Consider the following 26507-nt stretch of genomic DNA (forward strand, 5'->3'; position numbering starts at 1 on the left):
AGCGGTTGAGCCGCAGACGAGGTTTCTTAACAGGAACCCCATAACTGAACCCTTCTTCTCTCTTCTCTCTCACCCGGCGGTTCTCCCGCCGGGTTTCTCTTTTTCTCTTTATCTTTTCCGCTCCGTAAACACTGTGAACATGCCACCCAGAGCTTCAAATATCGGAATTTTTGACAAAAACGCCAGTTTGAAATGCGGCATTTTTGACAAATAGCCCGGTTTGAAATGTGGAATTTTTGACAAAAACCATACTTTGAAATGCGGCATTTTTGACATCACCGCCGCTCATAGCTACTGTCATAAGGGATATCGAAGCAGCCATTTTCTATGGTGACTCATGCGGTGTAGGGCGGTTTAACGTCTACACTGGGGAAGCATGAGCGATGTGAGTGCGTTGAATCTTCAGGCTGGCGCGATGGTGGGCGGCTACACGCTGGTTTCGCGCCTCGGCACCGGAGCCATGGGGTCGGTGTGGCGTGTGCGTGATGACGGCGGGCAGATTTACGCGATGAAGATTCTGCGCGATTCGCTGTCCGACGAGGGGGACGGACGGGCGGCCCAGCAGGACCCGAGCCTTAAGGAAAACGTCACGGCTCGCGAGCGCTTGCGCCGTGAGGCCTTGGCGCTGCAGAAAATACACCATCCCGGGGTGTGTGGCATCGTTGATATGGAATTGGACGATGCGCTGGCGTTCATCGTCACCGAACTCATCGAAGGCAAGAACCTCAAAGAGGACGTCGAGACCAACGGCGCGTATGTGGGCAATGATTTGGAACGGCTTGCCAGCAAACTGATCGACGCGGTCAAAGCCGTGCATGCGGCTGGTATTGTGCACCGCGATATCAAGCCGACGAATGTGATGGTGTCGGCAACGGGGCCGGTGCTGGTCGATTTCGGCATTGCCATGGGCGAGGACGAAAGCCATGTGACCCGCACCGGGTTGGTGATGGGCACTCCAGGGTTCATCGCCCCGGAAGTCATCGACGGCGCCGAATCCAGCGAGGAGACGGACTGGTGGTCGACGGCTTCGGTGCTGGCGTTCGCCGCGACCGGCAAACCGGTGTTCGGCACCAAGCCGATGATGGCGGTGCTAGAGCGCGCCGCGGCGGGCAATGCGCATCTGGCCGGCTTGCCGCCGCACACGATCACCGCGTTCCGTAGCGCGTTGAACCCGGATGCGCACCAACGATGCACACCCGATCAGCTCGTTCACGCCATTGCCTTGGACGCGCTGAATCCTCTCGCCTGGCAATCTTCGGACACCGGCTCGAACGCCGACGCGAACACCAGCTCGAACACGAGCGAGACAGAGGTGGTGCGCCCTTTTGACCCATCGTCGCCGGGTCAAGCGGCGCAACCATCCGAGCCATCGCAACAGACGTTGCCGGCCCAAGCGCAGCACAGCGACGACCCGCGCACGATCTGGCTGAGTTCGACCGACGGGAACCGTGAGGGCTCGGCGGCCGCGATGCCCGTGCCCGCCGAACAGTGCACGGTGACGCTTGCCAGCGACCGTCTTGGTCCCAAGGATGTTCCGGGGACAACTGTTTTGCCCGCCGCCTTGCCGGCGCGGTTGGAGCCGGCGCAACCAGTGCAACCGGCGCGGGAAGTGGCGCAACAGCCAATGCCAGTGCAGTCGCCGGTACAGCAATTGCCGGTACAGCCGGTGCAGCAACCGCAACAACCGGTGCAGCCTCCGTCTCCAAACCCCGCCGACATCAAACGCGGCCAATACCTTACGCGCGGCGCGCTGCCGTTGGCGTTGCTGGCAGCCATACCGGCCCTGGCCGCTCTGCTGCATCCGGTGGCGGGCGTATTGGTCGCCACCCTGCTGTTTTGGCTGCTGCTCACAGTCGGGTCGAATATTGAATCACAATTGGAACGCGAAAGCCGGCGTGGGGGCGTACGCAAGGGAACGGATACGGCGCTACGCCTGCTTTCGTTGCCGTGGCATCTGGTTAAGGCCGCGGTATGGGCGTTGGGGCGGGCGCTGTTGTTCGCGTGTGTGGATATTGCTGCCGTGGTCACGGCCGCGTTGATACTGCAGCTTCCCTGGGCGATGACGCCATTGCCGATTGATATCTGGCCGCACGCGATTCCCTGGCTCACCGACGGCCCGCTGTCCATTACGGGCCTGACGCTCGCCTGCATGGCGGCGGTGTCATGGTTGCTCACCGCCTTCTGGCCGCACGCAACAACGTTGCGCCTCGGCGCCGGACGTTTATTTGCCCGTTAACAACACACAGCCCGGTAGGCCGTACGTATCGATGCCAGCCGACCGCCATGTAACGGCATCAGCAATCCCGCGGCCTCCGCGCCCCAATCAGCCGAACTGCCTGATGTAATCGGCGAAGGCGCCATCGGGCACGTCGACGGAATCCATGATTTCACGGACCTAGTCGAGGGATTCGCGACGCTCGTGCTCGCTGCGCTTCCTGTACTCCAGCACATCACTGAGCCTCATATACCGATACGACTGGCTCCCCAGCCTGGTATACGGCATAAGCCCGTCGTCGAGCATGCGCATGACGGTTCTGCGCGACACCCCCAGAATCTTCGCCGCCTCACCCGTCGTAATATGTTCGGCCGCCCGCCCGGCCGTGTCCAGCACAGCCTCGCGGGCACGCTCATATTCCTCGGCCGTCAACTCGATTACATTGCCCCTGCCATCGGACAGTTGCGCGACGCCCGACACGCCTGCTTTCGCGGCTGTGATGTTCATGGCCGTTCCCTTCCTACCGCATCCACTCTACCACGAAATGGTCAGAATGGACACAGTGGACAGAATGGCTCCTGCGTCCTTGCACGCGACCCGACGGTCGGCCCCGGATGCGTCATCTTCACATGGTCCTACCGAACATGAGCGCTCCGCTGACGCGGCGGCTCTGCCCGGTGAACTCCAACACACCCCGAATCACAGTGTCCGCCCATCCGATTGTTAGCACCATACCGAGAACCAAAAACAGCGGGAAAGCACGTTTGCTAAGCAATGGCCCGTGCCTTGGGGGGCGGATGTTGCCGTGTTCGACACCCTCCGGGCCGGTAGGCCAAGTCTTACGTCTCACACGGCAACATCCGCCCCAAAGGGGGCTCTTCGTAACAGCGAGCAGCGATAGCGTCGCGAGCGCGCGAACCCAAACACGGGAGCCAAGAACAAAAAGCCCAGGCCGACGAAAGGCCTGGGCTTTTAATCAATGAGAACGTAATCAACGGGAGCGCTTGCGGCGCAGGATGCCTACTGTTACGCCGGCTGCGGCCAAGGCCAGAGCGGTCACGCCAGCGGCCAGAGCGGTGGCGCCGGTGGAAGCCAGAGTGTTCAGCTTGGTCCACCTGGCGTGCAGCGTCTTACCCTCGGCATCCTTCAGGCTGGTGACCAAGTTGCCCTCGTCGTCATACCAGCCGTCGAACTTGTAGCCCTCACGGGTCGGAGTGGGCAACGTGCCGTCCGCACCGGTCCAACCCTCCGGCATGGCGCCGCCATTCGGATCATACTTGGCACCGTCGTTGTCGCCGGTGGCGTCGGTGTTGCCACCATTGTCAGTGTCGGCGTTCTTAGTCCACTTGGCGGTGATCTTCATATCCTGCGCATTGGCGGGGATGGTGTCGAGCTTGTTACCGGCCTCGTCATACCAACCGTCGAACGTGTAACCGTCACGAGTCGGAGTCGGAAGCTCGGTCTCCTCACCATACGTGTGAGTCTTCGGAGCATCGGCCGGCAGGGTACCGCCGTCCAGGTCGTACGTAATGCCGTACTCGTCCGCGGTCCACTTGGCCGTGATCTTCAGATCCTGCGCATCGGCGGGAATGGTATCGATCTTATTGCCGTTCTCGTCATACCAGCCGTCGAAGGTGTAACCGTCACGAGTCGGAGTCGGCAGCTTCGTCTCCTGGCCATACGTGTGGGTCTTCGGAGCGTCCGTCGGCAGGGTGCCGCCGTCCGGGTCGTACGTGATGTCGTACTCGTTGCCCTTCCACTTCGCGGTGATCTTCATGTCCTGCGCGCCGGCGGGGATAGTGTCGACCTTGTTACCGGCCTCGTCATACCAGCCGTCGAACGTGTAGCCGTCACGAGTCGGAGTCGGCAGCTTCGTCTCCTGGCCATACGTGTGGGTCTTCGGAGCGTCCGTCGGCAGCGTGCCGCCGTCCGGGTCGTACGTGATGCCGTACTCGTCCGCGGTCCACTTCGCGGTGACCTTCATGTCCTTGGCGTCAGTGGGAATGGTATCGAGCTTCTTGCCGGCCTCGTCATACCAACCGTCGAACGTGTAACCGTCCTTCGCCGGGGTGGGCAGCTTCGTCTCCTGGCCATACGTGTGGGTCTTCGGCGCGTCCTCGGGCAGGGTACCGCCATTGGGGTCGTACGTGATGTCGTACTCGTCCGCGGTCCACTTGGCCGTGATCTTCATGTCCTTGGCATCGGTGGGAATGGCGTCGACCTTGTTGCCGGCCTCGTCGTACCAGCCGTCGAACGTATAACCGTCCTTCGTCGGGGTGGGCAGCTTCGTCTCCTCACCGTACGTGTGAGTCTTCGGCGCGTCCGTCGGCAGCGCGCCGCCGTCCGGGTTGTACGTGATGTCGTACTTGTTGCCCGCCCACTGGGCGTACAGGGTCACCGTCCCGCCGTTCTCGGCGGTCAGGTCGCTCACCCGCTGGCCGTCCGCATAGGACACGCCCGCGCCATCGACCTGGGTGTTCCACCCGGCAAACCCGTAACCGTCACGCTCGAACGCGTTCGCCGACAACTCACGCGCCTCGCCATACACAAACGACTGGTCGGACATGTCACCCGCACCACCATTCGCATCGAACCTCACCACATACGGATTACCGGTCCACTTCGCATACAGCGTCAGGTTCTCCGCCGGCATCTTGGACGTGGCGAAATCCCACTCGTCCTTATCGGCACACGCCGCATCCGTATACCAGCCACCGAACGCGTAACCAGCCTCCGACGGATCGGCAGCGGGCTTCGCAACCTGCGCCTCATACTTGACACCCGTCAACCCAGAAGGCGCGGCACCATGCCCGTTCGCGTCGAACGTCACATCATACTTATTACGCGTGTAGTAGATCTTCACGACAGTCTTGCCGTCACCGGCGATCTTCGACTGCGCCACCTCCGCGGGAGCAGTGAAACCCGTATAGGACTTCGCCTTGGCATCGGTATCCTGATCCGTCGTACCGTGCCCCGTCTCCGTATCCTTGGACTGGAGCGTATACTCGTCGTCGTCATCCACGTTCTGCAGATAATGCTCGACCGTGTACTCGGTGTCCGTGTTCGCGGTCCACTTCGCGTACAGGGTCAGGTTCTTGGCCGGCATCTTGGACGTGGCGAAATCCCACTTGTCCTTATCGGCGCACGCCGCATCCGTATACCAGCCACCGAACGTGTACCCGGCCTCCGACGGATCGCCGGGCTTCGCAACCTGCGCCTCATACTTGACACCCGTCAACCCAGAGGGCGCGGTGCCGTGACCGTTCGCGTCGAACGTCACGTCATACTTGTTGCGCGTGTACTGAATCTTCACCACCGTCGAACCATCACCGGCAATCTTCGACTGCGCCACCGTTGTGGGAGCCATGAAACCCGGATAGGACCTCGCCTTGGCATCGGTATCCTGATCCGTCGTACCCTGCTTCGTCTCCGTATCCTCGGACTGGAGCGTGTACTCGTCATCGTCCACGTTCTGCAAGTAATGCTCCACCGTGTACTCGGTGTCCGTATTCGGCGTCCACTTCGCATACAGCGTCAGATTCTTGGCCGGCATCTTGGACGTGGCGAAATCCCACTTCTTCGCATCGGTGCACTTCTGATCCTCGTACCAGCCACCGAACGTGTAACCAGCCTCCGACGGATCACCGGGCTTTGCAACCTGCGCCTCATACTTGACACCCGTCACCTTCTCCGGCGCGGTGCCGTGCCCGTTCGCGTCGAACGTCACATCATACTTGTTACGCGTGTACTGAATCTTCACCACCGTCGAACCATCACCGGCAATCTTCGACTGCGCCACCGTTGTGGGAGCGGTGAAACCCGTATAGGACTTCGCCTTGGCATCGGTGCCCTGATCCGTCGTACCCTGCTTCGTCTCCGTATCCTTGGACTGGAGCGTGTACTCGTCATCGTCCACGTTCTGCAGATAATGCTCCACCGTGTACTTCGTGTTCGTATTCGCGGTCCACTTCGCAAACAGCGTCAGATTCTCGGCCGGCATCGTGCTCTTGGCGAAATCCCACTTGTCCTCATCGGCGCACGCCGCATCCGTATACCAGCCACCGAACGTGTAACCAGCCTCCGACGGATCGGCAGCGGGCTTCGCAACCTGCGCCCCATACTTGACACCCGTCAACCCAGAAGGCGCGGCACCATGCCCGTTCGCGTCGAACGTCACATCATACTTGTTGCGCGTGTACTGAATCTTCACCACCGTCGAACCATCACCGGCGATCTTCTCCTGCGTCACCTCCGTGGGAGCCATGAAACCCGTATAGGTCTTCGCCTTGGCATCGGTATCCTGATCCGTCGTACCCTGCTTCGTCTCCGTATCCTTGGACTGGAGCGTGTACTCATCGTCGTCCACGTTCTGCAGATAATGCTCAACCGTGTACTCGGTATTAGTGTTCGCGTCCCACTGGGCCGTGAACGTCTCATCCGAATCACCATACGTGCCCGACGGCACCGGACTCCAAGCCGAGAACGTGTAACCGTCACGCGACAGGGCCGTCGTCCCATCCGGGATGTCGTATTCCTCGTCCTTCACGCCGGACATCGACACGGAATCCTTGCCGTTCTTGTCCTTGCCGCCGCCGTAATCGAAGGTGACCGTCACCAAATCCTTGTACTGCGCGGTGAACGTCATATCCGACGTCACATCCGCATCACCAACCCCAGAGGGCTGATACATCTGGTCCTCCACGCCATCCACACTCGCCAGCCAAGCGGTAAACCGCTTACCCTCATTCGCCGTGACATCCGGCTGCTTAAAGCTCGCGCCCGAGGAACTCTTGCCAGAAGACACCTTCGCCCCATACGCCACCGACAAGGACAAAGGAGTGGACGCATCCTTCATCGCGCCGTCCGTGCCCACGTTAAACGTCACGTTGCGCATCACCTTCGCCGACACCTTCACATCACCGGTCACCTTCGCAGCCGGAACCGTCAGTTTGCCCGTGGACGACTCAAACGTGTAATCCGCGGTGGCAAGCTCATTGCCACCCACCGTGACCTTCACCGACGACGTATCCAACGTACGACCCGCAGCCGCCGTCAACGTCGTCGAATACTCCACACCCGTCAACACCTTCGTATCAGTCGTACTACTCGTGACCTTATCGTCGTCCAAGTCATACGTCACACTCACACGCTGCGACGCAGCGGAAACCTCGTCAAAATCGAAACCCTCAAACTCAACATAAAAACCCTGATTGTGGGTTGTATTCGTCGTGGCACACGTCAGATCATTCCACGTGCCCGTATCTCCGTAACCATACTGGCCGCAACCTTCCTGCGTGCCATTCCACATGCCGGTGGGTTCTTTGGCGCTCCAGTTGACGTATACGTCACCGTTCTTTTTACCGGCCGAGGTGATACCCTGCCAGAACTTCGTACCGGCGCTCGAGCCCGTCACCCAATACCAATTCGTACCCCAATCATCACCATCATCGGCCTGCTTGGTGATAGCGAACGCCTCAGGATTAGAATTCGCAGTAGCCTCAGACGTAAAACTGCTTGCACCCATCCAACCAGGCTTATTCTTGAACGACTTGTAGATCAGGTTGTGCTCCTCAGCCGACTCAATAGTCAGCAAATGACCCTGCTGACCAAGGAACGTCAGCTTCTTCGCATCGGCATACGCAGCAGTCCAAGCCTCGACCTTGTTGACGAACGTGTAAGCGTGATTGTTATACAGAGTCACGTTGTACGCCGTGTCATTGCCATTCGAGTCCTGGACCTTCAACGCCTTGCTCACGGCGTTGACGGTCACGTTCTGCTTCGTGTCGCCGCTCGTGGTGAACGTCAAACCCTGCAGATACGTCTGCAGGCTCTCCGGGGTTATGCTCGCATTGCCATCCGTCGACTTGAACGTGATATACGAATACTGCCCACCGGCAGCCACAGCCGTACTGGCATTATCCACATACGCGCCCGTACTGCCCAACGCGTCCACCGGCGTCGCACCCGCCGGAGCATTCGCACTCGGCGAGAAATAGCCCGAATCGACCTGCACCACGATATACGAACTGCTGGCGCCCGTGACTGTCGCTTTGTCCAGCTTGTACGAGGCACCCGTGGCCGCGTCGCCTATGCTGACAAGGGTCTTCTGATCCTCGTTGAGCGTCACCACCGGCTTGTCGTCGTCCGCCCGGGCCATCGGCGCCACCATCACCGCAAACATCGTCGCGATCACTGCAATCACCGCGCACACGCACCGCCATACGGGACGCCCAGCAACACGATCCATCATCGCAAAACTCCTTCACAACACTCCCCGCGCAACCACGCAACAGCCGAACCGTCCAGCCAGGCGCGCGAAACTTATTCAGCATCAAAGATTCCCCCCCCCACGACTGCCGAACAACGGGGCAAGTTCCAGCGATCGCAACACCGGAACAACCCAACCGCACCATTCCGGGACAAACACCGGCAAACCCCACAAGAGGGAAACAAAATCACCCGGCGTGTCACAAGAGGAGAAAACGAGAACGGAACGACGGAACACACACTGAAAACGGGATGGATGGGCACCGCGACTTAAGACAAGCCCAGAACGATAGCAGTGGACACTGCGACTCAAGCACGCAGGAAACGACTTCGCTGCGTCGGCATGGGTCTACAGAGGACACGGGAATGATCTACCACCGCAAAATGACACCGCCCGTTGATATCGAAATGGACAGCCCACTGGGCTGTCCATTGCTCGAAATGACAAAGGACGGGGACACGCTGCTCGAAATGACAAGGAATCACAGCCTAGGGCTCCCGCTGGCGGGAGCTGTCGCGCGTCTGCGCGACTGAGGGTGGTTGGACCAGACACGTGCCTAATGTGACCACCCCCAGTCGCGCATCCGCGCGACAGCCCCCGCCAGCGGGGGCCCGCCAAGGCGGGACAAACCGGCTACGCCAGAATGGCTTAGGCGGATGTTGACGTGTGAGACGTAAGACTTGGCCTACCGGCCCGGAGGGTGTCGAACACGGCAACATCCGCCGCAGACACCGGACTAGTCAAACAACCACGAAAACTAAACGTACCTACTAAGAACAAGAGACGAGCGCTGCAACCCAAGACAAACCAAGAACAATAGCGAGCGCACTGCGACTCAAAACAGACCGAGAACAATAGCAATGGACACTGTGGCTCAAACACGCAGGGAACGACTTCGCAACGTCGGCATGGGTCTACAGAGAACACGGGACGGACTATTACCGCCAAACGACGTCGCCCGTTGATATCGACACGAACAGCCCACTGGGCTGTTCGTCCGGGTTGTTCGTCCGGGCTGTTCGTCCGGGCTGTCCGTTGGTTACACTGAGGGAGGTTGTTGAGTTATAGCTGAGTTATAGCGAAGGATTACGTATGGCCTCTAAGGAAACACGCCGCAAACTGCATGCCGAGCGTATCGCCGCCGAACAGGCGAGAGTCGAGCAGCTTGCCAAGGAGCATCGGCAGCAAACCATCATCAGCGGCATTGTGGTGGCCATCATCGCCATTCTCACCATCACCATCTGCCTGCTCGTCTGGCAGCCCTGGAACAAATCCGACGAGAGCAGCGAACTCACCGTCGATCAGGCGTATGAACAGCTTCAGCAGGTCGAGACCAAACCGGAAACCGCCGACAGCAAGGGCGGCATTCTGCTGTCGAAGAACGGCGTGAACGAGCCCGTCGAGGACGTGCCCACGGTGAGCGTCTATATGGATTTTATGTGCTCCGGTTGCGGCAAGTTCAACCGCACCGTCGATCCTACGCTGAAAAAGATGCTCGACGCCGGCCAAGTCAACATCGAGCTGCACCCCATGTCGTTCGGTGATCGCTGGAGTTCCGACAGCTACTCTACGCGAGCGGCGAACATGTTGCTCTACATCATCGATCATGACAAGAACCCCGACCATATTCTCGATTTCATCACGAATATGTACGACAAGGACTTCCAGCCCGAGGAAGGTTCGGGCGTCAAGACCTCCGACAGCCAGATGCAGGAGCAGGCGCTGAAAGCCGGCGTGTCGCAAAGTGTGGTGGACGCCTCCGTCACCGACCAATACACCACATGGCTGAAGGCCATCGACGCGTACACGCCCAAGCGCAGCGAGCTGTGGAACACCTCCGGCGACTACAAAGGCCAGATGACCACGCCCACCACCACCATCAACGGCTACTACTGGGATATGAATAAGGCGCAGTCGACCGGTGATGATGCCAAGGAAGCCTTGCTCGCCTCGCTGGGCATCAGCGAGGACAAGGTGGGGGTTGAAGGTGAGCTGCCGTCGATCGGCAGCGAGGGCAAACCGCTGTACGACAATCTGTGAGCGTTTCGTCCCGCCGTAACTGATATGCTTCTTCAGTAACTTATACACACGCCTCTTTAGCTCAGATGGCCAGAGCGGCCGCCTTGTAAGCGGCAGGTCGTCGGTTCGATCCCGACAAGAGGCTCACTTTTCCTGTGTATAGGGTACAATTAAAAATTGTTGCTACAAGCATAAGATCTTTATCTTGAGTAAGATCGGGGAAGTCACCCCCCATTGACTCCCCGATAGGGTAGGAGCGCACCCCCATTGGCTCCGCCCAATCCAGGGGGCGGGCTTCCCCCCTTCACGCCCGCCCCCTTTTACTTTCTTTATTTTCGGCTTCCGCTTCGAGGCTGGGGGCTTGGCATTTGTGGGGAAATAGGGAGCGCTTGGCGACATCGCGCCGTCAAACCATTCGCGGTTATTACGATGAGTGCGGATGGTTAGCCCGTTGAGGCTTGTGGAGCTTTGTGGAGCTTTGTGGAGCCTTATGGAGGCGGACGGAAAGAGGTTGCAATATGGCGCGCAGATGGACACCGCGGCGTTTTGTGACGCTGCGTCGCGTTCGCGTCGTCGTGTGCGTGGTGGCTACGGCGGCCGTCTGTGCGGCGATGTTCGCTGTGAGCTCCAACAAGGCCGTCGCGCTGAATATCAACGGCGAGACCACCACGGTGCGAACCTGTGCGCTGAGTGTCGAGCGCTTGCTTGAGGAGCAGGGTGTGACCATCAGGAGCCACGATCTGGTCGAGTCTTCTTCGGGCAATATGCTGGCGGATCGCGCGGTCGTCACGGTGCGCAGTGCCTATCAGATCACCATGACTGTCAATGGTGAGGAGATTCCGTTCTGGACGGTGGCCGACAGTGCGGATCAGCTCATCGGCTTCTTCAAGGCCAACGAGAGCAAGGCCGCCGAAGTCAGCGTGAATATTGGCAATATTTACAACCAGCTCACCGGCGGCTTGGTAATCAACAAGGACGGCCCGGTGACGGTGATCGCCGACGGGAAAACCTCCGAGGCACCGAACGGCAAACTGCCGGCGGCGTCCATTCTCGATTCCAAGGGCATCAGCGTCGGCAAGGAGGACCGCATCAGCGTCGAGCAGGACGCGGGCAAGACGATTCTGCGCGTCAAGCGAGTGACCCACGGTCAGGAAACGCGCAGCAAGACGGTGGCGTTCGACACGCGAACTGTCACCGATTCTTCGTTGCAACCCGGCGAAACCAAAGTTGTGCAGCAGGGCCAGAATGGTGAAACCCGGCAGGTTTACAACGTCACTTATGTCGACGGCGTGGCTGAAAGCGAGACGCTGGAGAGCGAGACCACCGTCACGGCGGTGCTCGACCAGATCGTGGCCGTCGGGCCCGAGCGGGCCGAAAGTTCGGATGAGGGCAATGGCCAGGCCGATGCGGACACGTCGGACGGCAATAAGGACGATACGGGCAATACGAACAATACGGGCAAAGACAGCGATAAGGCCGATAAGAACGACAGCGATACAGCCGACAAGAACACAGCCGACAAGAACACAGCCGATAAGAAGCAGGACGACTCCAAAACCGACAATGGATCCGACGGATCGAAAACCGATGCGGACAATGCCAACTCCGATAAGACCGATTCCAATAACACCAACTCAGGCAATACCGACTCAGGCAACACAGGCAACACCGATTCAGGCAACACCAACACCGACAAGACCGACTCCGGCAACACCGACTCAAGTGATTCTGGCACCGGCGGGCTCTGGCACCCCAGCGTGGCTCAAGCCCAGACGTATGCCGCCGCAGCGTCGGCCCAACGCGGCTGGACGGACGCGGATTGGGATGCGCTGGTGTGGCTTTGGAACCACGAGTCCGGCTGGCGCTGGAATGCGGAAAATCCGAGTTCAGGCGCCTACGGCATCCCGCAGGCATTGCCACCAGAGAAAATGGGGGCGAACTACCGCGACGATGCGGCTGTGCAAATCGACTGGGGCTTGAACTACATCGCCAACCGATATGGCAGCCCAAGCAAAGCCAAGGAATTCTGGCTGGAAAAGCACTGGTACTGATTCGAAAGACTGCCCCCCACTATGAGTGATATCGATATCATCGCATCTGCGCCATCCGGCCGTCTGCTCGGCGCGGCCGACATTCGCCGCATCGCCGACGAAGCCGGCATCAGCCCGACCAAGAAGTTCGGGCAGAATTTCGTCATCGACCCGGGCACCGTGCGCCGCATCGTGCGGCAGGCCGACGTCACCGCCGACACGCATGTGCTGGAAGTCGGCCCCGGGCTGGGCTCCCTCACGCTGGCGATTCTCGAAACGGGCGCGACGATGACGGCTGTGGAAATAGACCCGCCGCTGGCCGAGCGCTTGGGCCAAACCGTGGCCGAATTCATGCCCGAGGCGGCCAAGCGCCTCACCGTCGTCAACCGTGACGCCCTTGACGTCGGCCCCGAGCAGTTGCCTGAGTTCGCCGATGGCAAGCCGTTCACGCTGGTGGCGAATCTGCCGTACAACGTGGCGACGCCGATCATTCTGACGCTGTTGGAGCGTTTCAACCATCTCGATTCGTTTGTGGTGATGGTTCAGAAGGAAGTGGCCGACCGTCTGGCTGCTGAGCCCGGCAATAAGATCTATGGCACGCCGAGCGTGAAACTCGCGTGGTACGGGCAGGCGAAACGGGTGGGAACCATCGGGCGCAATGTGTTCTGGCCGGCGCCGAATGTGGATTCCGCACTGGTGCGGTTCACCAAGTCGACGGCACCGCGGCCGCGAGAATTGCGCAAACCCACGTTTGCGCTTATCGACATGGCGTTCGCCGCGCGACGCAAGACCCTGCACGCGGCACTGAAGAAACACGTTGATCCGCGGGTGTTCGAGCGGGCGCATATCGACCCGACGCGGCGCGGGGAAACGTTGAGTGTCGATGATTTCATGGCGCTGGCCGAAGCGGTCGAAGCTGTCGAAGCAACCGAAGCGACTGAATCGGTCGAATCGGCTGGAACCCCCACGTCACCCAACGCGATGGAGGAGCAAGAGTGAGCACCGCACCTGTCTGTGTCAGCGTGGATTGCCCCGCGAAAACGAATCTCACGCTTCATGTGGGCGACCCCCGCGAACAGTGGGGCGGGCGGCACGAACTCGACACCATCTATTGCGCGATCAGTCTCGCCGACACGCTCACCGCCACGTTGAAGCCGCCCGGCACCGGGTTCTCGCTGGAACTTGAAGGGGACCATCTCGGCGATCTGTCTTCGGCGGACATGCGGCGCAACCACGCGGTGCTCGCCCTGTTCGCCATGGCCGAAGAGGCCGGGCGCGAACCGGATGTCGCCCTGTCCATCGACAAACGCATTCCGGTGGGCGCGGGCCTGGCCGGCGGCTCCACCGATGCGGCCGGAACGATTCTCGCCTTGAACGAGCTGTGGGAACTCGACTGGCCGCTTGAGCGCCTGAAGCGAGTGGCGGCCACGTTGGGTTCGGACATGCCGTTTTGCATTGCGGGCGGCTATGCGCACGGCACCGGGTGCGGTGAACGAACCGAAGCGATCGCACCTGATTGCGATGAAGCCGCGGTTTTGAGACGGCAAGGCTACTGCGGCTCCCTGGTGGTGGGGGCCTATCGCTCACAGCTGAGCACGCCGCAAGTGTACGCCGCGTTCGACCGTCTGGGCGCCGGTGAGGGCGACGACAACCATCTGCAACGGGCGGCCATCAGCTTGCACCCGCGCAGCGGCGAGGCGATTGCCGCGGCATTGGGTGCGGGGGCGCGGCACGCCTTCGTCTCCGGTTCCGGCCCATCAGTGGTGGCATTCACCCCGACGCCGGCCATCCGTCAGGCTGTGGTTGCGGCTTGGCAGCACAGCGGAAGCGTGGATCGCATCATCGCGGCCGAAGCGCCGGCCGAACCCATGTTGAAGCGTCACGGTTGCACGATAAGCTAAAACGAGTAGAGAAAGGCAGAGCATGAGCGAAGTGTATGACGAGCGTGCAGCCCGTAAAGCGTATATTCGCAATCGTCAGAAGAGAGTGTTTTCCATCACCGCCGCGATTTTGGTTGTGGCGCTTGTAGTGGCCTCCCTGTTCTACTTCAAGGTGATCAACATCAGCACCGGCGCCAAAACCGCCGATGAGCCGAATTACGGGCAAGCCGTTCCCTGCTCCGCGAAGAACGAGGACGGCACCGCCATGAACTGGTCGGAGCCCAACACCGTTCCCGTGCGCGTGCGCAACGGCACCGAGTTCGCGGGTCTTGCCAAGGCCGTCGGCGAGGCGTTGCAGGATTATCAGTTCAATGTGACCGGTGTCGATGACTACACCAGCCACAATGTGGAGCGCACCACGATCTACTTCGGCGAAAACGCCATCAACCCCGCTTACACTCTCAATGCCTATTTCACCGATGCGGTGATGGTGATGGACGATCGCAGCGACCGCTTGGTCGATGTGGTGGTCGGCGCCACGTTCAACAACCTGGAAAAGGGGAAAAAGGGCGGTACCATCAAGGATTTCCAGGGTTGCAAAACCGTGGATGAGATGAAGGCAACCGGTCTGCCCAAGGCCAGCGAGCATACTGAGGTTAACTAATAAGGTCAACTAAAATCTTGCGCTTGGCTGCTGCGGCTAGGTCAGGTGTGAGACCAACCGCAAACCGCAGCCAAAGCAAAACAGCCAAAGCAAAATCCGCAATCAGCCGGAGGTTCAGTCAATCTGCGCGTACCAGCGCTTCAACTCCTCGATGGCCACCTCGCGCTCGACAGGGCCGTTGTCAAGGCGATATTCAAGCATGTGCTTGTAGGCTCGCCCGACCATCGGCCCGGGTTCAAGCCCGAGAAGCTGCATGATTTCGTTGCCGTCGATATCAGGGCGGATCGCGTCGAAGTCCTCTTTCTTCTTCAATTCGCGCACGCGCTCCTCCATCTCGTCCATCGCGGACGAGAACACCATCGCCTTGCGCCGGTTCTGCGTGGTGGCATCGGCGCGGGTCAGCCGGTTCAAGCGCTCATAGAGCGGCCCGGCATCCTTGACATAGCGCCGCACGGCGGAATCGGTCCACGGTTCGTCGACATATCCGTGGAAACGCAAGTGAAGGTTGACCAGCTCACTGACGTCCTCGATCAGATGATGGTCGAAACGCAACGCGCGCAAACGTTTGCGCGTCAGCTTCGCGCCCACCGCATCATGATGATGGAAACTCACCTTGCCACCCGGCTCGAATCTGCGGGTTTTCGGCTTGCCGATATCGTGCATCAGCGCGGCCAGGCGCAACGTCAGGTCAGGGCGCGGCACCGGGCCGTCATCGTCGGTTTCCAACGCCACGGCGCGGTCGAGCACGATCATGGTGTGTTCGAACACGTCCTTGTGGCGGTGATGTTCGTCGATCTGCAGTTGCAACGCCACGATTTCCGGGAATACGATATCCGCCAACCCCGATTCGACAAGCGCCTCGACTCCGGCGCGCGGGCGGTCGGACAGCAGCAGTTTGGTCAATTCATCCCGCACGCGCTCGGCCGAAACGATGCGGATGCGCTCGGTCATATCGGCGAGCGCCTCGGCGGTGCCCGGCTCGATGCCAAACCCCAGCTGAGCCACGAACCGCACGGCACGCATCATGCGCAACGGGTCGTCATCGAATGACTGACGGGGATCGACAGGCGTGCGCAACACCCCCTTGGCCAAATCGTTGGCACCGCCGAAGGGATCGACGAATTGCAGATCCGGCACGCGCAAGGCCATGGCGTTGATGGTGAAATCGCGGCGCGACAGGTCGCCTTCCAATGTGTCGCCATAGGCGACTTCAGGCTTGCGCGAATCCGGATCATAGGTGTCGGCGCGATATGTGGTGACCTCCACCTGCACGGCGGTGCCGTCGTCGCGCCGGCGCATCGCACCCAGCGTGCCGAACTTGCGGCCCATATCCCAAAAACCATCGCGGCCGAACCTGCGCAGAATCGGCTCGAATTGCTCAGGGCGCGCGGAAGTGCAGAAATCAAGGTCATGACTGGGCCGATGCAACAAGAGATCACGCACCGGACCGCCCACCAACGACAGTTCATACCCCTCGTCGGCGAACATGCGCCCCAGTTCCATGGCTTCCGGCCACACTTCAACGTTCACTTGCGAAGCCCTTTCACATCGTTTCTTTTACGACCACCAGCATACCGTTACCCTATATCGACATGGCTTTGGGTAAGGTGGGAATTATGATTACTCCCGCAGATCTTGCGCGCATGCTCAGACGCGCCAACGATGCTGCGGCAAAGCGTACCCTAAAGCCCTCCGATCCCAGCCAGCCGTTCTATACTTGCGAATCCGACGAAGCGCGTGAATACGGCGCGGATTTCGCCTCCGTGACGATATCGGAGGCGCTGCCCGACTCATCGGCATCACACAATCCCACCCCCGCCATGATGCCCCCCAAACGCACGACGGACGGCCCCACCACCTTCGCTTCGTTGGACGCGCAGGAGTTGCCGGTGGTGCGCGAGTATTCCGCCGGCGGGCTGGTGTTCGACAGCCGCAATCGCGTGGCGATCATCGCGCGACATTCGCGCAGCGGGCATCTGGAATGGTGCCTGCCCAAGGGACATATCGAAAAAGGGGAGACACCGCAGCAGACGGCGGTGCGCGAGGTGCATGAGGAAACCGGCATCCTGGGCGAGGTCGTCGATTCCATCGCCACCATCGACTATTGGTTCACCGGCACCTCACAGCGCGTGCATAAGCTCGTGCATCATTTCGCCTTGAAGCAGATTGGCGGGATCTTAAGCGTCGATGGGGATCCGGATCACGAGGCGGAAGACGCAATTTGGGTGGATTTCGAGGATTTGGACGACGTGCTCAGCTATCCCAACGAACGTAGAATCGCATGGATGTATGCGCGCAAGATGAACAGGCAGGCGGGCGAGTGAGGCGTTTTGTGCGAATGTCGCGGCGCGTCGTGTCGTGCATGTTGAGCTTGATGATGGTCGTGGCTTGCGCGGTGGCTGCCGTGCCGGGTGCGCAGGCCGCGACCGACGAGCAAACCTTAAGCGTCGACGAGTCGACCGCCGTGGTCAGCGATACGTCGGGATATCATTTCAAAGCCACAATCACCAACAATGGCGATACCCCATGGTCGGAAGGCAATCTCGCGTTATATCTCAACGCGATGTACACCTTCACCTCGCGCACCGATATGCAGGAATGGGCGCAAGAGGAAAACGCCATTCCCGCAACCGACGAACTCGGCAGCGCCCATGTGCCGGCGATCGCCGCGGGGCAAAGCGCCACGGTGACCATCGATGCGCCGGCCGACAACGCCGCGCTCAAACGCATATCGTCATGGGGGCCGAAGCCTTTGCTGGCCGCCTATACGCATGACGACGAGACGGTGCACCTGCGCTCCTTCCTCACCCGTTCGCGCGACGGGCTGGACAATGCCGCCACGCCCGCCATGCAAATCACCATGGTCATGCCCCTGGCAAGCAGCCATTGGCAAGCGAACAACGAGACCTTGGATTCGCTGGTTAAAGGCAAAACGGCAACGCGCAACCAGAACGAGCAGACTGACGAACGCGACGATAATGCCGTCACGCTCGACGCGGACCACACACGACTTGACCGCACGTTCAGCGACACGCTGTCAAAGCATTCCCAACTGCAAACCGTCGCCGACCCCACGTATCTCAACGCCCTCGCCGTGCCGCCGCAAGTGACGGCGGTGATGCAACCCGCCGCGTTCGACATCACTGCCTACGCCGCGGGCGGCGACGCGCAAAGCTACACCGACGCCGGCCTGGCGGCAACGGCGTGGAACAGCGACGCCGCATTGGCGCAATATCGCAAGGCGCTGGGCGACGACAAAGCGACAACCGCCACCATCGCATGGCAAGGCGAGGGGCGTTGGACAAGCAAAGCACTTGCCGAGGCGCGTCGCCAAGGGTATACGACGGTGATCTCCACTTATGATTTTGAATCCTCGGACACCGGCACCGTGCATACCGGAACCAATGTGGTGTCCACCGAGGCCGGGGATGTCACCGTGCTGGTGGAGCAGCGCGAACTGAGCAATTTGGCCAAGGGCAAAGCCACCGACGAGCACGCGCAGGCTGAATCCACCGAGGCCGGACGTCTCGCCCGGTTCGTCGCGCAAAGCGCGTTCTACCAGATGGAGCAGCCATACACCCAGCGCAATCTTCTGGTCTGTTTCGACACCAATGCAAACGCAATCACCATCGATCGTTTCATGAGCGCCGTCGAAGCCTCTTCCTGGCTGGAAATCACGGATCTGAACACACTCGCTGCAACCACGCCATACGCCACCGGCGAGCAGGCGCAGGCCAATATCCCCCAAGAAACCGGCCTGAGCGACAAGCAAACCAAAGCCGTTGCCGATGCGCTTTCCACCCTGTCGGCGGCGCGCGCGAGCATCATCCGTTTCCGCGACAGCATCATCAGCAACGACGACAAACAGTCGGACGACGCCCAGGCGTTGGCTCGCCAGGATGCCAACAAAACCAGCGAATATCCACGCGACGCATGGATCGAGCAGATGCTGAACGTGCACGACACGCTCGCGCTGCACGCCATGGCCGGCAATGATGCGGACGGCGCAATCGCAAGTGCCATGCTCGCCGGCGCGAACCATCTTTCCAGCACCTTGCTGAACGGCATCGCGCTCACCCCCTCCGAAACGGTGACCATGCTCTCCGAAACCGCTTCCATGCCGGTGACCGTCAGCAACGGCACCCCATATCCGGTGGAAGTGTGCGTCTCCTCAATCAGCGATTCGCCCGAAATCGCCACCTCGCGCCGCACTACGGTCACCGTCCCCGCGCACGCCGAAGCCCAAGTGACGTTCAGCTTGCGGGCGGCCACCTCCGGCAAGGCGACGGCGACCATCACACTGGAAGACCACGACGGCAATCAGTTCGGGCAGCCGCAGAAAACAACCATCAATTGCGTGCTGAAAATCAGCGATATGACCGGATTCGCCATCGTCGCCATCGCCGTCGCGTTTGGTCTGCTTGGCCTGTGGCGCCAGTTCCACCGCAAGAAGGACCCCGACGAATGAGCTCGAATGTCAACCGCAACTCACTGATCATGGCCTCGGGCACGATGGCCTCGCGCATCACCGGCCAGATCCGCACCATCCTGCTCGCCGCATGTCTGGGCACCACCGGCATCGCCGCGAATGCCTACCAAACCGGCGCGATGATTCCCCAAGTGCTGTTCACGGTGATTTCCGGTGGTATTTTCAACGCCGTGCTGGTGCCGCAAATCGTGCGCACCTTGAAGGACCGCGACGCCGAAACGCAGCTGAACAAGCTCGTCACGCTGGCAATGATCATGCTGCTCGCGCTGACGTTGCTCATGATGGCCGCCACGCCGCTGCTCACCATGCTCTATCTCGATTCCAGCTGGAACGCGGCGCAGCGCGCCTTGGTCAATTCGTTCACGCTGTGGTGCATGCCGCAGGTTTTCTTTTATGGCTTATATACCGTGCTCGGCCAGATTCTCGCCGCGAAAGACAATTTCGCCACCTATGCGTGGAGTTCGGTGGGTGCAAACGTTATCAGTTGCTTGGGATTCGTACTGTTTCTGATGCTGTTCGGCCCCTCGAGCCAGGCACCGCTCGCGTTCTGGACGACATCGAAGGTGGTGCTCACAGCCGGCACGTGGACGCTGGGCGTGGCGTTCCAGGCGCTGGTGCTGTTCGTGCCGCTGTTGCGTTTGGGCTTCAGATACCGCCCCTGTTTCGGGATACATGGCATCGGGCTGAGATCCATGGGGCCGGTGGCCGCGTGGAGTTTCGGCGTGATGGTGGTGCAGGAGTTGGCGAACATCATCAACACGCGCATCACCAACGGCGCTCCCGCCGCCGGCGGGGATCTGTATGGCATCGCCGGCAACGCCTCCTACCAGTACGCCTTTACGCTGTACATCCTGCCGTATTCCTTGATCGCGGTGTCCATCGCGACGGCGATTTTCCCGAAAATCTCACGCGCCGTTGCCGACGCCAATCTCGATGCGGCACGCGCCGACTTAAGCGCCTCGTTGCGCAACTTAAGCATTATGATGATGTTCTTCGCGGCGGCGATGGCTGTGATGCCGGTGCCGATCACCATTGCGCTGCTGCCCAGCGTCGATGTGGCCAAAGCGGAGCTGATTTCCGGGCCGCTGATCATGCTTGCGCTGGGATTGCCATTCACCAGCGCCTATCTGCTCATTCAGCGCACTTTCTACGCCTTTGAAGACGGCAAGCATCCTTTCCTCTTCCAATGCGCGGTCCATGTCACCCAGGTGGTGCTCGTTTTGGGCTGCACTGTTGTGTTCCCGCCTCGATATTGGGCGATCAGCGTCGCGTTGACATCGACTCTTGGCTATACGCTATGTTTCCCCGCTTTGGTGTTGATGATGCGCCGCCGATTTGAAGGGTATATGGACGGACGGCGCATCGCCATGACCTATGCCAAAACCTGCGCCGCCGCCGTTGTGGCCGGTTTGGTGGCTTGGCTGCTTACCAACCCGATTATGTCTTTGCTCGGCGCCAGCCCCTCGCACGGCAGGTTGAATTGGTTCCAGGCAATCGGTTTCTGCGTGATATCGACAATCCTTCTTGCTGTTGTGTATGCCGGCGCGCTCGTCGCGTTGCGTTGCGGGGAGTTCACCGCCCTGCTGACCCAACTGACCGCCAAGCTGTCGCGCGGGGCCTCGAATGCTGATCCCGCCGCCGTTCCACCGGCACCGCCGGCCCCGCCGTCGGTGGAAGAATCGACGGAACCGACGGAAGAGCCGGTAGAGAAGCCGATGGAGGAATCGACAGAAAAATCGACAGAAGAGCCAGCGGAGGAAAAGAAAGTCGAAAGGGCGGCCGTGTCGGCCATTCCCGTGACTAAAATGGTGACCGTGCGGGCGCATATATCGGCGCAATCGCCTGCTCGGGACGGAGTTGGAGGAATGATGGAGCCCCAGTTGGCAGATACCTTGTTCAATCGGTACACATTGGTCGCTTCAGTGCGCAACGAACCGGGTATACAGGCTTGGAAAGCGAACGACCGCGTGCTCGACCGCAGCTGCCAGCTGTTCATCATCACCGCGACGGACGCGTTGGAGGAGATATCTTCCGCGGTATCGTCGGTGGGCCGTCGGCCTGGTTTCACCCAGGTGATGCAGTTCCGCAAGGCCGGCGATGCGGCTGTTCTGATCACCGACATGGAAGCCGGATTGTCGTTGACGGAATACTTGTATGGGCGGACGCACGATGTGCTGAGCATGGAGGCGATACGTTCCATAATCGGCGAAACCGCCATGCTGGCCGCTACGGTGCGCGCGCCGCGTCTTTCCACCGACACCATACGCATCTCCAGCAATGGCCTTGAAATCGCCGATGCCGTAATAGCCAACCTGTTGGTCGAACCCACCCACGCCCCTGCCGAGATGGACGGTGAGCCGTTGACGATTCGCCAGCTGGCCGCGGTGCTGTATGCGTTGGTGACGAAAACCCCATCGGATGTGGACACCGTTTTCGACATGCAGCAGGTGGGCGAAGAGGTGCCCAGCGAATTCCGTGTGATTATCAGCCGAGGGCTGGGGTTGAACGATGGAGACGCGCGCATCGAACCCATGATGTCGTTGAGCGAAATCATTGCATTGCTGGGCGAATGGACGCCGCTTCGTGAACTTTCCGATCAGGATCTCGCCTTGCCGAATGACGCCGGCGAAGGTTCCATTGCCACGACGGCGTTGCGGCATGTGGATGATAGGCAATTGATGCAGTTGCCAAGCGACGTTATTTCCAGGCAGAAGCTGCGCGATTTAACCATCGCGCGTACGCCTGAAGAGACGCCCAGCAAACCGGAAGAACAAGAGAAACCGGAGAAACCGGAGCCGATGGAGAAGGGCGAGGAAAATCTCGCCAAATTGGCCAGTGCCGCCAGCAAATCGTCCAATCTGTGGCAGAAGCGCGACTCGAACGGCGATAATGGGCAATCCCAGAAATACCGTAGCGCCGATTTGTTCAACGATTTTTCATTCCAAACCGATCCGGTATCCGTGAATATGATGCCTGGTGAGATGACGACGTATATACCGTCTGCGAGCACCGGCAATCTGCCCACCCAAGCGCTTGACGTCAGCGCTTTCCGCGTAGGCGGCGCGGCTCAATTTGGCACCGCCCAGCCTGGTGTCGCTCAGCCCGGCGCTGACCAGCCTAATGTTGCTCAGCCCGGCACCTCCGAGCCGGCTGGTTGGACGCAACCTCCAAGCTTCGCGCCGCAAACGAAGCATGCGTCGGGTGATGAGGATGATTCGCGTAACGATCTGGCAAATCGCCGCCTGTTCGGCAAAGCCACCACTGCCACTGTGGTGGTCGCCGTCGCCGCGGTGACGGTGGTTGTGGCTTTGGCTTTTGCCATCCATACTTTCATCGGGAATGGCAATTCAGTCAATCCGAAGGATGTGGAAAACAACAACTGGTCGGACACGAATTTCAACAATGTGCCGTTCGGTGACAGCGAGAATGGCACATCGAACGAGAATTCCTCGAGCCAGCAGGCCGCCGGCGAATCCGACGATATCGAAATCATCGATGTCACCGATCTCCTCGTCAAGTGGTAGTGCTCACAGCTTAAGCACGGCACGAAAGCGGCAAGCGTTATAAGCTTATGGATACTATGAGCGAAACCATCCATGAAGCCGTCGTTATCGGTTCCGGCCCGGCCGGCTACACCGCCGCCATCTATCTGGCCCGAGCTGGTCTGCACCCGCTCGTCGTCACCGGTGCCACCGCCCCCGGAGGCCAGCTCGTCAATACGACATTGGTCGAGAATTATCCCGGTTTTCCCGAGGGCATTCTGGGGCCGGAGCTTATGGATGCGATGCAACGCCAGGCCGAGCGTTTCGGCGCCAATCTTGTTGCTGACAATGTCACGGCCGTTGACGATGCCGCCTCGTCGGTGAAAACCGTCGCGCTTGCCTCCGGTTCCCCGCTTAAGGCCCGCACGGTCATCATCGCCACAGGTTCGCGGTATCGCAAGCTTGGCGTTCCCGGCGAGGTTGAATACTCAGGCCATGGTGTTTCCTATTGCGCCACTTGCGACGGTTTCTTTTTCAAAGACAAACCCATCGTCGTCGTCGGAGGCGGCGATTCCGCATTCGAGGAAGCGCTGTATCTGACGCGCTTCGCCTCTTCGGTCACGCTTATTCACCGTCGCGATACATTCCGAGCGTCGGCGATCATGGTCGAGCGCGCCCGGGCGAATGGCAAACTCACACTGCTGACGAACACCGTGGTCACGGCCATCCACGGCTCCAAAGCCGCTCCCTCGCCAGGTAATATCGCCGCTTCGGGTCTGCAACTCATGCTCGGGAACAACCAGCCAGCCGTCGGCAGCGTCAGTCATATTGATATTCGCAATACGTCCACCGGCGAAACCGGCACCCTGAATACAGACGCCGTATTCGTGGCCATCGGGCACGTTCCCGACACCGAGTTCGTGCGGGGTCAGGTCGATACGGACGCCGATGGCTACATTCTCGTCAACGGTGCGTCAACCCGCACCTCCGCTCCCGGCATATTCGCCGCCGGCGACTGCGTCGACCGCACCTATCGCCAAGCCATCAGCGCCGCCGGCATGGGTTGCCGCGCCGCCCTGGACGCCCAGCACTATCTCGCCGCTCGCTAGCCTCTCCCCTTCACCGTCACACAGGGCATCAGGGTATAGCGAGTCGAGCGAAACCAACCTGACATTGCTGAACGCAAGCACGCAGAGACCCGGCGCTTATATCCACTTATCGTTGGTCGAGGCTTGCTCGGGCATAAGCAAACCGAGAATACGCTCCATGTCCTCGGATGACGAAAACACAATTTCGATGCGCCCATGCTTCGGCGTGCCCTTGATGGACACCTTGGTGTCGAAACGATTCTCCAGATTGGCGGTAATCGGCGAGTTCGCCCACGGATCGCCCTTGCGCGCCCTGGTCTTCTTGGGCTTGTCATCGCCCATATTCTCCATCGAGACGATTTCCTCGGTGCTTCTCACCGACAATCCTTCGGCGATGATGCGATTGGCGAGTTTATCCATCGCCTCCGTGCTGCTCAACCCCAGCAACGCGCGGGCATGCCCCGCCGAAAGAACCCCAGCGGCCACTTTCTTCTGCACCGAGACCGGCAGATTCATCAGTCGAAGCGTATTGGCAATCTGCGGCCGGGATTTGGACACGGATTTCGACAATTGCGCCTGCGTCAAACCGAACTCATCGATCATCTGCTGATAAGCGGCGGCCTCTTCAAGCGGATTCAGAGCCACGCGATGCAGGTTCTCCAGCAGCGCATCGCGCAACATATCGTCATCGGCGGTGGTTTTGACGATGGCCGGTATGGTCGTCAATCCGGCCAACTGCGACGCACGCCAACGACGCTCGCCCATGATGAGTTCGTATGCGCTGTCCATTCGCCCATCGAAACGGTTCGCGGGCTTGACATCGGACTGCGCCTTACGAGCCGCTTTGATCTGGGCGGCCGGGCGCTTACGCACCACGATGGGTTGCAGCACACCGACTTCCTTGATGGAAGCGGCGAGTTCGTTGAGATCGTCCTCGTCGAACACGGAACGTGGCTGATGGGCGTTCGGTCCGATGTCGTCGAGCTTCAATTCGGCAAGATAGCCGCCGGAAACAGGCTTCAATTCAACCTTTTCTTCCTGACTGGCTTTCGTGGTTTCACGTGAAACCTTCGACTTTGAATCGCTCTTGGAAGTATCGCCGAAGAACATGTCGCTTGGATGGCTGATTTCCTGAAGGGCAGGCATGGCGGCACGTTTGGTTTTGCTCGACGTGGATTTCGGCGTGGTTTCACGTGAAACGGCTGTCTTCTTCTGCTCGCCCGGCAGTTCCGGGAACAACGCGCCGAGACCTTTGCCAAGACGTGATTTCGATGCCATATCAGGCCTCCTTCATTCTGGCTGCGATTTCATCCAATACAGACGGGGAGCGCTGGGCTATCTCCAAAGCCACCTCAGCATAGGCGATGGCACCCAAACCGTGCGGATCGTAGGCGATAACACTTTGCCCAAAGCTGGGCGCTTCCGAAATCTTCACCGTGCGGGGAATGGTCGCATCCAGCACTATGGAAGGATAGTGGCTCTTCACCTCGTCATAGACTTCATGGCTCAACAATGTGCGACGGTCGAACATCGTGACCAGCATGGTGGAGACAATCAGATTGGAGTTGAAGTGCTCCTGCACCAAACCGATGGTGTTGATGAGCTGGCCAAGCCCTTCCAATGCGTAATATTCCGCCTGAATCGGAATGAGCATTTCATGCACGGCGCACATGGCGTTGATCACCAGCAGCCCAAGGCTGGGCGGGCAGTCGACGAACACATAATCATAATGTTCATCGGCATCGTTCAGAAACGTCTGCACAGCCTCATCCAACAGGTTATTACGATTCTCCAGCTGGGCGACTTCCAGTTCCGCACCGCTCAAATCAATGGACGCCGGAACGACGTCAAGACTGGGGAAATCAGAGCACGGGCGCTTGACTTCGGCAATGGTGAGCCTGCCCTCCAACACGTCATACACCGACGGTTCGCCCGAAGCATGTTTGACGCCCAACGCCGTCGAGCAATTCCCCTGAGGATCGAGATCGATCACCAGCACACGCGCCCCCGCCTGCGCCAAGGCCGCGGAAATGTTCACCGCGGAGGTGGTTTTGCCCACGCCTCCCTTTTGATTGGCCACGGCGATTAACCTGGTTTGCGCCGGCTTCGGGAAGGTTGCCTGTTGGAGCCGAGCGTACCGATCGGACTCTTGCGCAATCTGGGATCCAACCGTAGAGTTCCCTGATGCGAAAATGCGTTGCAATGTCTGTTCGGCGGATTCCATTGGTGACTCCTGATCAGCCATGTCTCCTCCTTTAAGAATGTAGCAGTCTCCAGTCTCTCTGCTCGCATGGACAGGCAAGCCGCTTATCCACAGAGCATGCCAGCACTGTGGATAAGTGTGGATAACTGCACACTCTCCCCTCCCCACC

Annotated in this window: 16 protein-coding genes and 1 tRNA gene; 11 read left to right on the forward strand and 6 right to left on the reverse strand. The window is 59.9% G+C overall.

All coding sequences use genetic code 11. From position 1 onward, the window contains the following. Positions 1 to 154: 154 nt before the first annotated feature. Positions 155 to 301 (reverse strand): hypothetical protein, encoded by a 147-nt coding sequence (locus G1C94_RS06920; protein ID WP_172146779.1) that lies wholly within the window; start codon positions 299 to 301, stop codon positions 155 to 157. A 75-nt stretch (positions 302 to 376) separates the two neighbouring features. Between G1C94_RS06920 and G1C94_RS06925 the strand changes: the two genes are divergently transcribed. After that, positions 377 to 2236 (forward strand): serine/threonine-protein kinase, encoded by a 1860-nt coding sequence (locus tag G1C94_RS06925; RefSeq protein WP_172146781.1) that lies wholly within the window; start codon positions 377 to 379, stop codon positions 2234 to 2236. Positions 2237 to 2395: 159 nt separating this feature from the next. Here the strand turns inward: G1C94_RS06925 and G1C94_RS06930 are convergent, their stop codons facing one another. Then, positions 2396 to 2722 (reverse strand): helix-turn-helix domain-containing protein, encoded by a 327-nt coding sequence (locus G1C94_RS06930; protein ID WP_172146783.1) that lies wholly within the window; start codon positions 2720 to 2722, stop codon positions 2396 to 2398. 484 nt (positions 2723 to 3206) lie between these two features. After that, complete coding sequence (locus G1C94_RS06935; RefSeq protein ID WP_172146785.1) at positions 3207 to 8465, reverse strand: InlB B-repeat-containing protein; 5259 nt, start codon at positions 8463 to 8465, stop codon at positions 3207 to 3209. A gap of 1110 nt (positions 8466 to 9575) precedes the next feature. Between G1C94_RS06935 and G1C94_RS06940 the strand changes: the two genes are divergently transcribed. The 6 genes from G1C94_RS06940 (at position 9576) to G1C94_RS06965 (ending at position 15076) form a co-directional block, all read left to right on the forward strand. Then, the gene (locus G1C94_RS06940; protein ID WP_172146787.1) at positions 9576 to 10523 is read left to right on the forward strand and encodes a DsbA family protein; all 948 of its coding nucleotides are present in this window, start codon (positions 9576 to 9578) and stop codon (positions 10521 to 10523) included. Between the two features lie 50 nt (positions 10524 to 10573). Next, positions 10574 to 10647 (forward strand) — tRNA-Thr (locus G1C94_RS06945). Positions 10648 to 11020: 373 nt separating this feature from the next. Beyond that, positions 11021 to 12553: an aggregation-promoting factor C-terminal-like domain-containing protein gene (locus G1C94_RS06950; RefSeq protein ID WP_172146807.1), complete on the forward strand. Its 1533-nt coding sequence runs from the start codon at positions 11021 to 11023 to the stop codon at positions 12551 to 12553. Between the two features lie 21 nt (positions 12554 to 12574). After that, positions 12575 to 13531 (forward strand): 16S rRNA (adenine(1518)-N(6)/adenine(1519)-N(6))-dimethyltransferase RsmA, encoded by a 957-nt coding sequence (gene rsmA / locus G1C94_RS06955; RefSeq protein WP_172146810.1) that lies wholly within the window; start codon positions 12575 to 12577, stop codon positions 13529 to 13531. After that, positions 13528 to 14433 (forward strand): 4-(cytidine 5'-diphospho)-2-C-methyl-D-erythritol kinase, encoded by a 906-nt coding sequence (locus tag G1C94_RS06960; protein WP_335341222.1) that lies wholly within the window; start codon positions 13528 to 13530, stop codon positions 14431 to 14433. Before rsmA ends, G1C94_RS06960 begins: the two co-directional genes overlap by 4 nt. A gap of 22 nt (positions 14434 to 14455) precedes the next feature. Further along, positions 14456 to 15076: a LytR C-terminal domain-containing protein gene (locus G1C94_RS06965; RefSeq protein WP_172146813.1), complete on the forward strand. Its 621-nt coding sequence runs from the start codon at positions 14456 to 14458 to the stop codon at positions 15074 to 15076. A gap of 114 nt (positions 15077 to 15190) precedes the next feature. On the opposite strand, the gene G1C94_RS06970 is transcribed toward G1C94_RS06965, so the two are convergent. Further along, on the reverse strand, positions 15191 to 16606 hold the full coding sequence (locus G1C94_RS06970) for a CCA tRNA nucleotidyltransferase (protein ID WP_172146816.1): 1416 nt from the start codon (positions 16604 to 16606) through the stop codon (positions 15191 to 15193). Positions 16607 to 16692: 86 nt separating this feature from the next. Between G1C94_RS06970 and G1C94_RS06975 the strand changes: the two genes are divergently transcribed. Genes G1C94_RS06975 through G1C94_RS06990 form a run of 4 tightly spaced genes read left to right on the forward strand, consistent with a single transcriptional unit; the run spans position 16693 to position 24156 of the window. After that, positions 16693 to 17400, forward strand: a complete 708-nt coding sequence (locus tag G1C94_RS06975) for an NUDIX hydrolase (protein ID WP_172146829.1) — start codon at positions 16693 to 16695, stop codon at positions 17398 to 17400. A 14-nt stretch (positions 17401 to 17414) separates the two neighbouring features. Continuing rightward, positions 17415 to 19544, forward strand: coding sequence for a DUF6049 family protein (locus G1C94_RS06980; RefSeq protein WP_172146830.1), 2130 nt, complete (start codon positions 17415 to 17417; stop codon positions 19542 to 19544). Then, complete coding sequence (locus tag G1C94_RS06985; RefSeq protein WP_172146831.1) at positions 19541 to 23089, forward strand: murein biosynthesis integral membrane protein MurJ; 3549 nt, start codon at positions 19541 to 19543, stop codon at positions 23087 to 23089. Before G1C94_RS06980 ends, G1C94_RS06985 begins: the two co-directional genes overlap by 4 nt. Before the next feature lie 56 nt (positions 23090 to 23145). Further along, positions 23146 to 24156 (forward strand): NAD(P)/FAD-dependent oxidoreductase, encoded by a 1011-nt coding sequence (locus tag G1C94_RS06990; protein ID WP_172146832.1) that lies wholly within the window; start codon positions 23146 to 23148, stop codon positions 24154 to 24156. A 96-nt stretch (positions 24157 to 24252) separates the two neighbouring features. On the opposite strand, the gene G1C94_RS06995 is transcribed toward G1C94_RS06990, so the two are convergent. Both G1C94_RS06995 and G1C94_RS07000 read right to left on the reverse strand, forming a co-directional pair. Then, positions 24253 to 25413, reverse strand: coding sequence for a ParB/RepB/Spo0J family partition protein (locus G1C94_RS06995; RefSeq protein WP_172146834.1), 1161 nt, complete (start codon positions 25411 to 25413; stop codon positions 24253 to 24255). Between the two features lies 1 nt (position 25414). Next, positions 25415 to 26359 (reverse strand): ParA family protein, encoded by a 945-nt coding sequence (locus G1C94_RS07000; protein ID WP_172146840.1) that lies wholly within the window; start codon positions 26357 to 26359, stop codon positions 25415 to 25417. Positions 26360 to 26507: the final 148 nt, after the last annotated feature.

Origin of the sequence: Bifidobacterium panos, from assembly GCF_012932445.1 — a bacterium.
Taxonomy (GTDB): Bacteria; Actinomycetota; Actinomycetes; order Actinomycetales; family Bifidobacteriaceae; genus Bifidobacterium; species Bifidobacterium panos.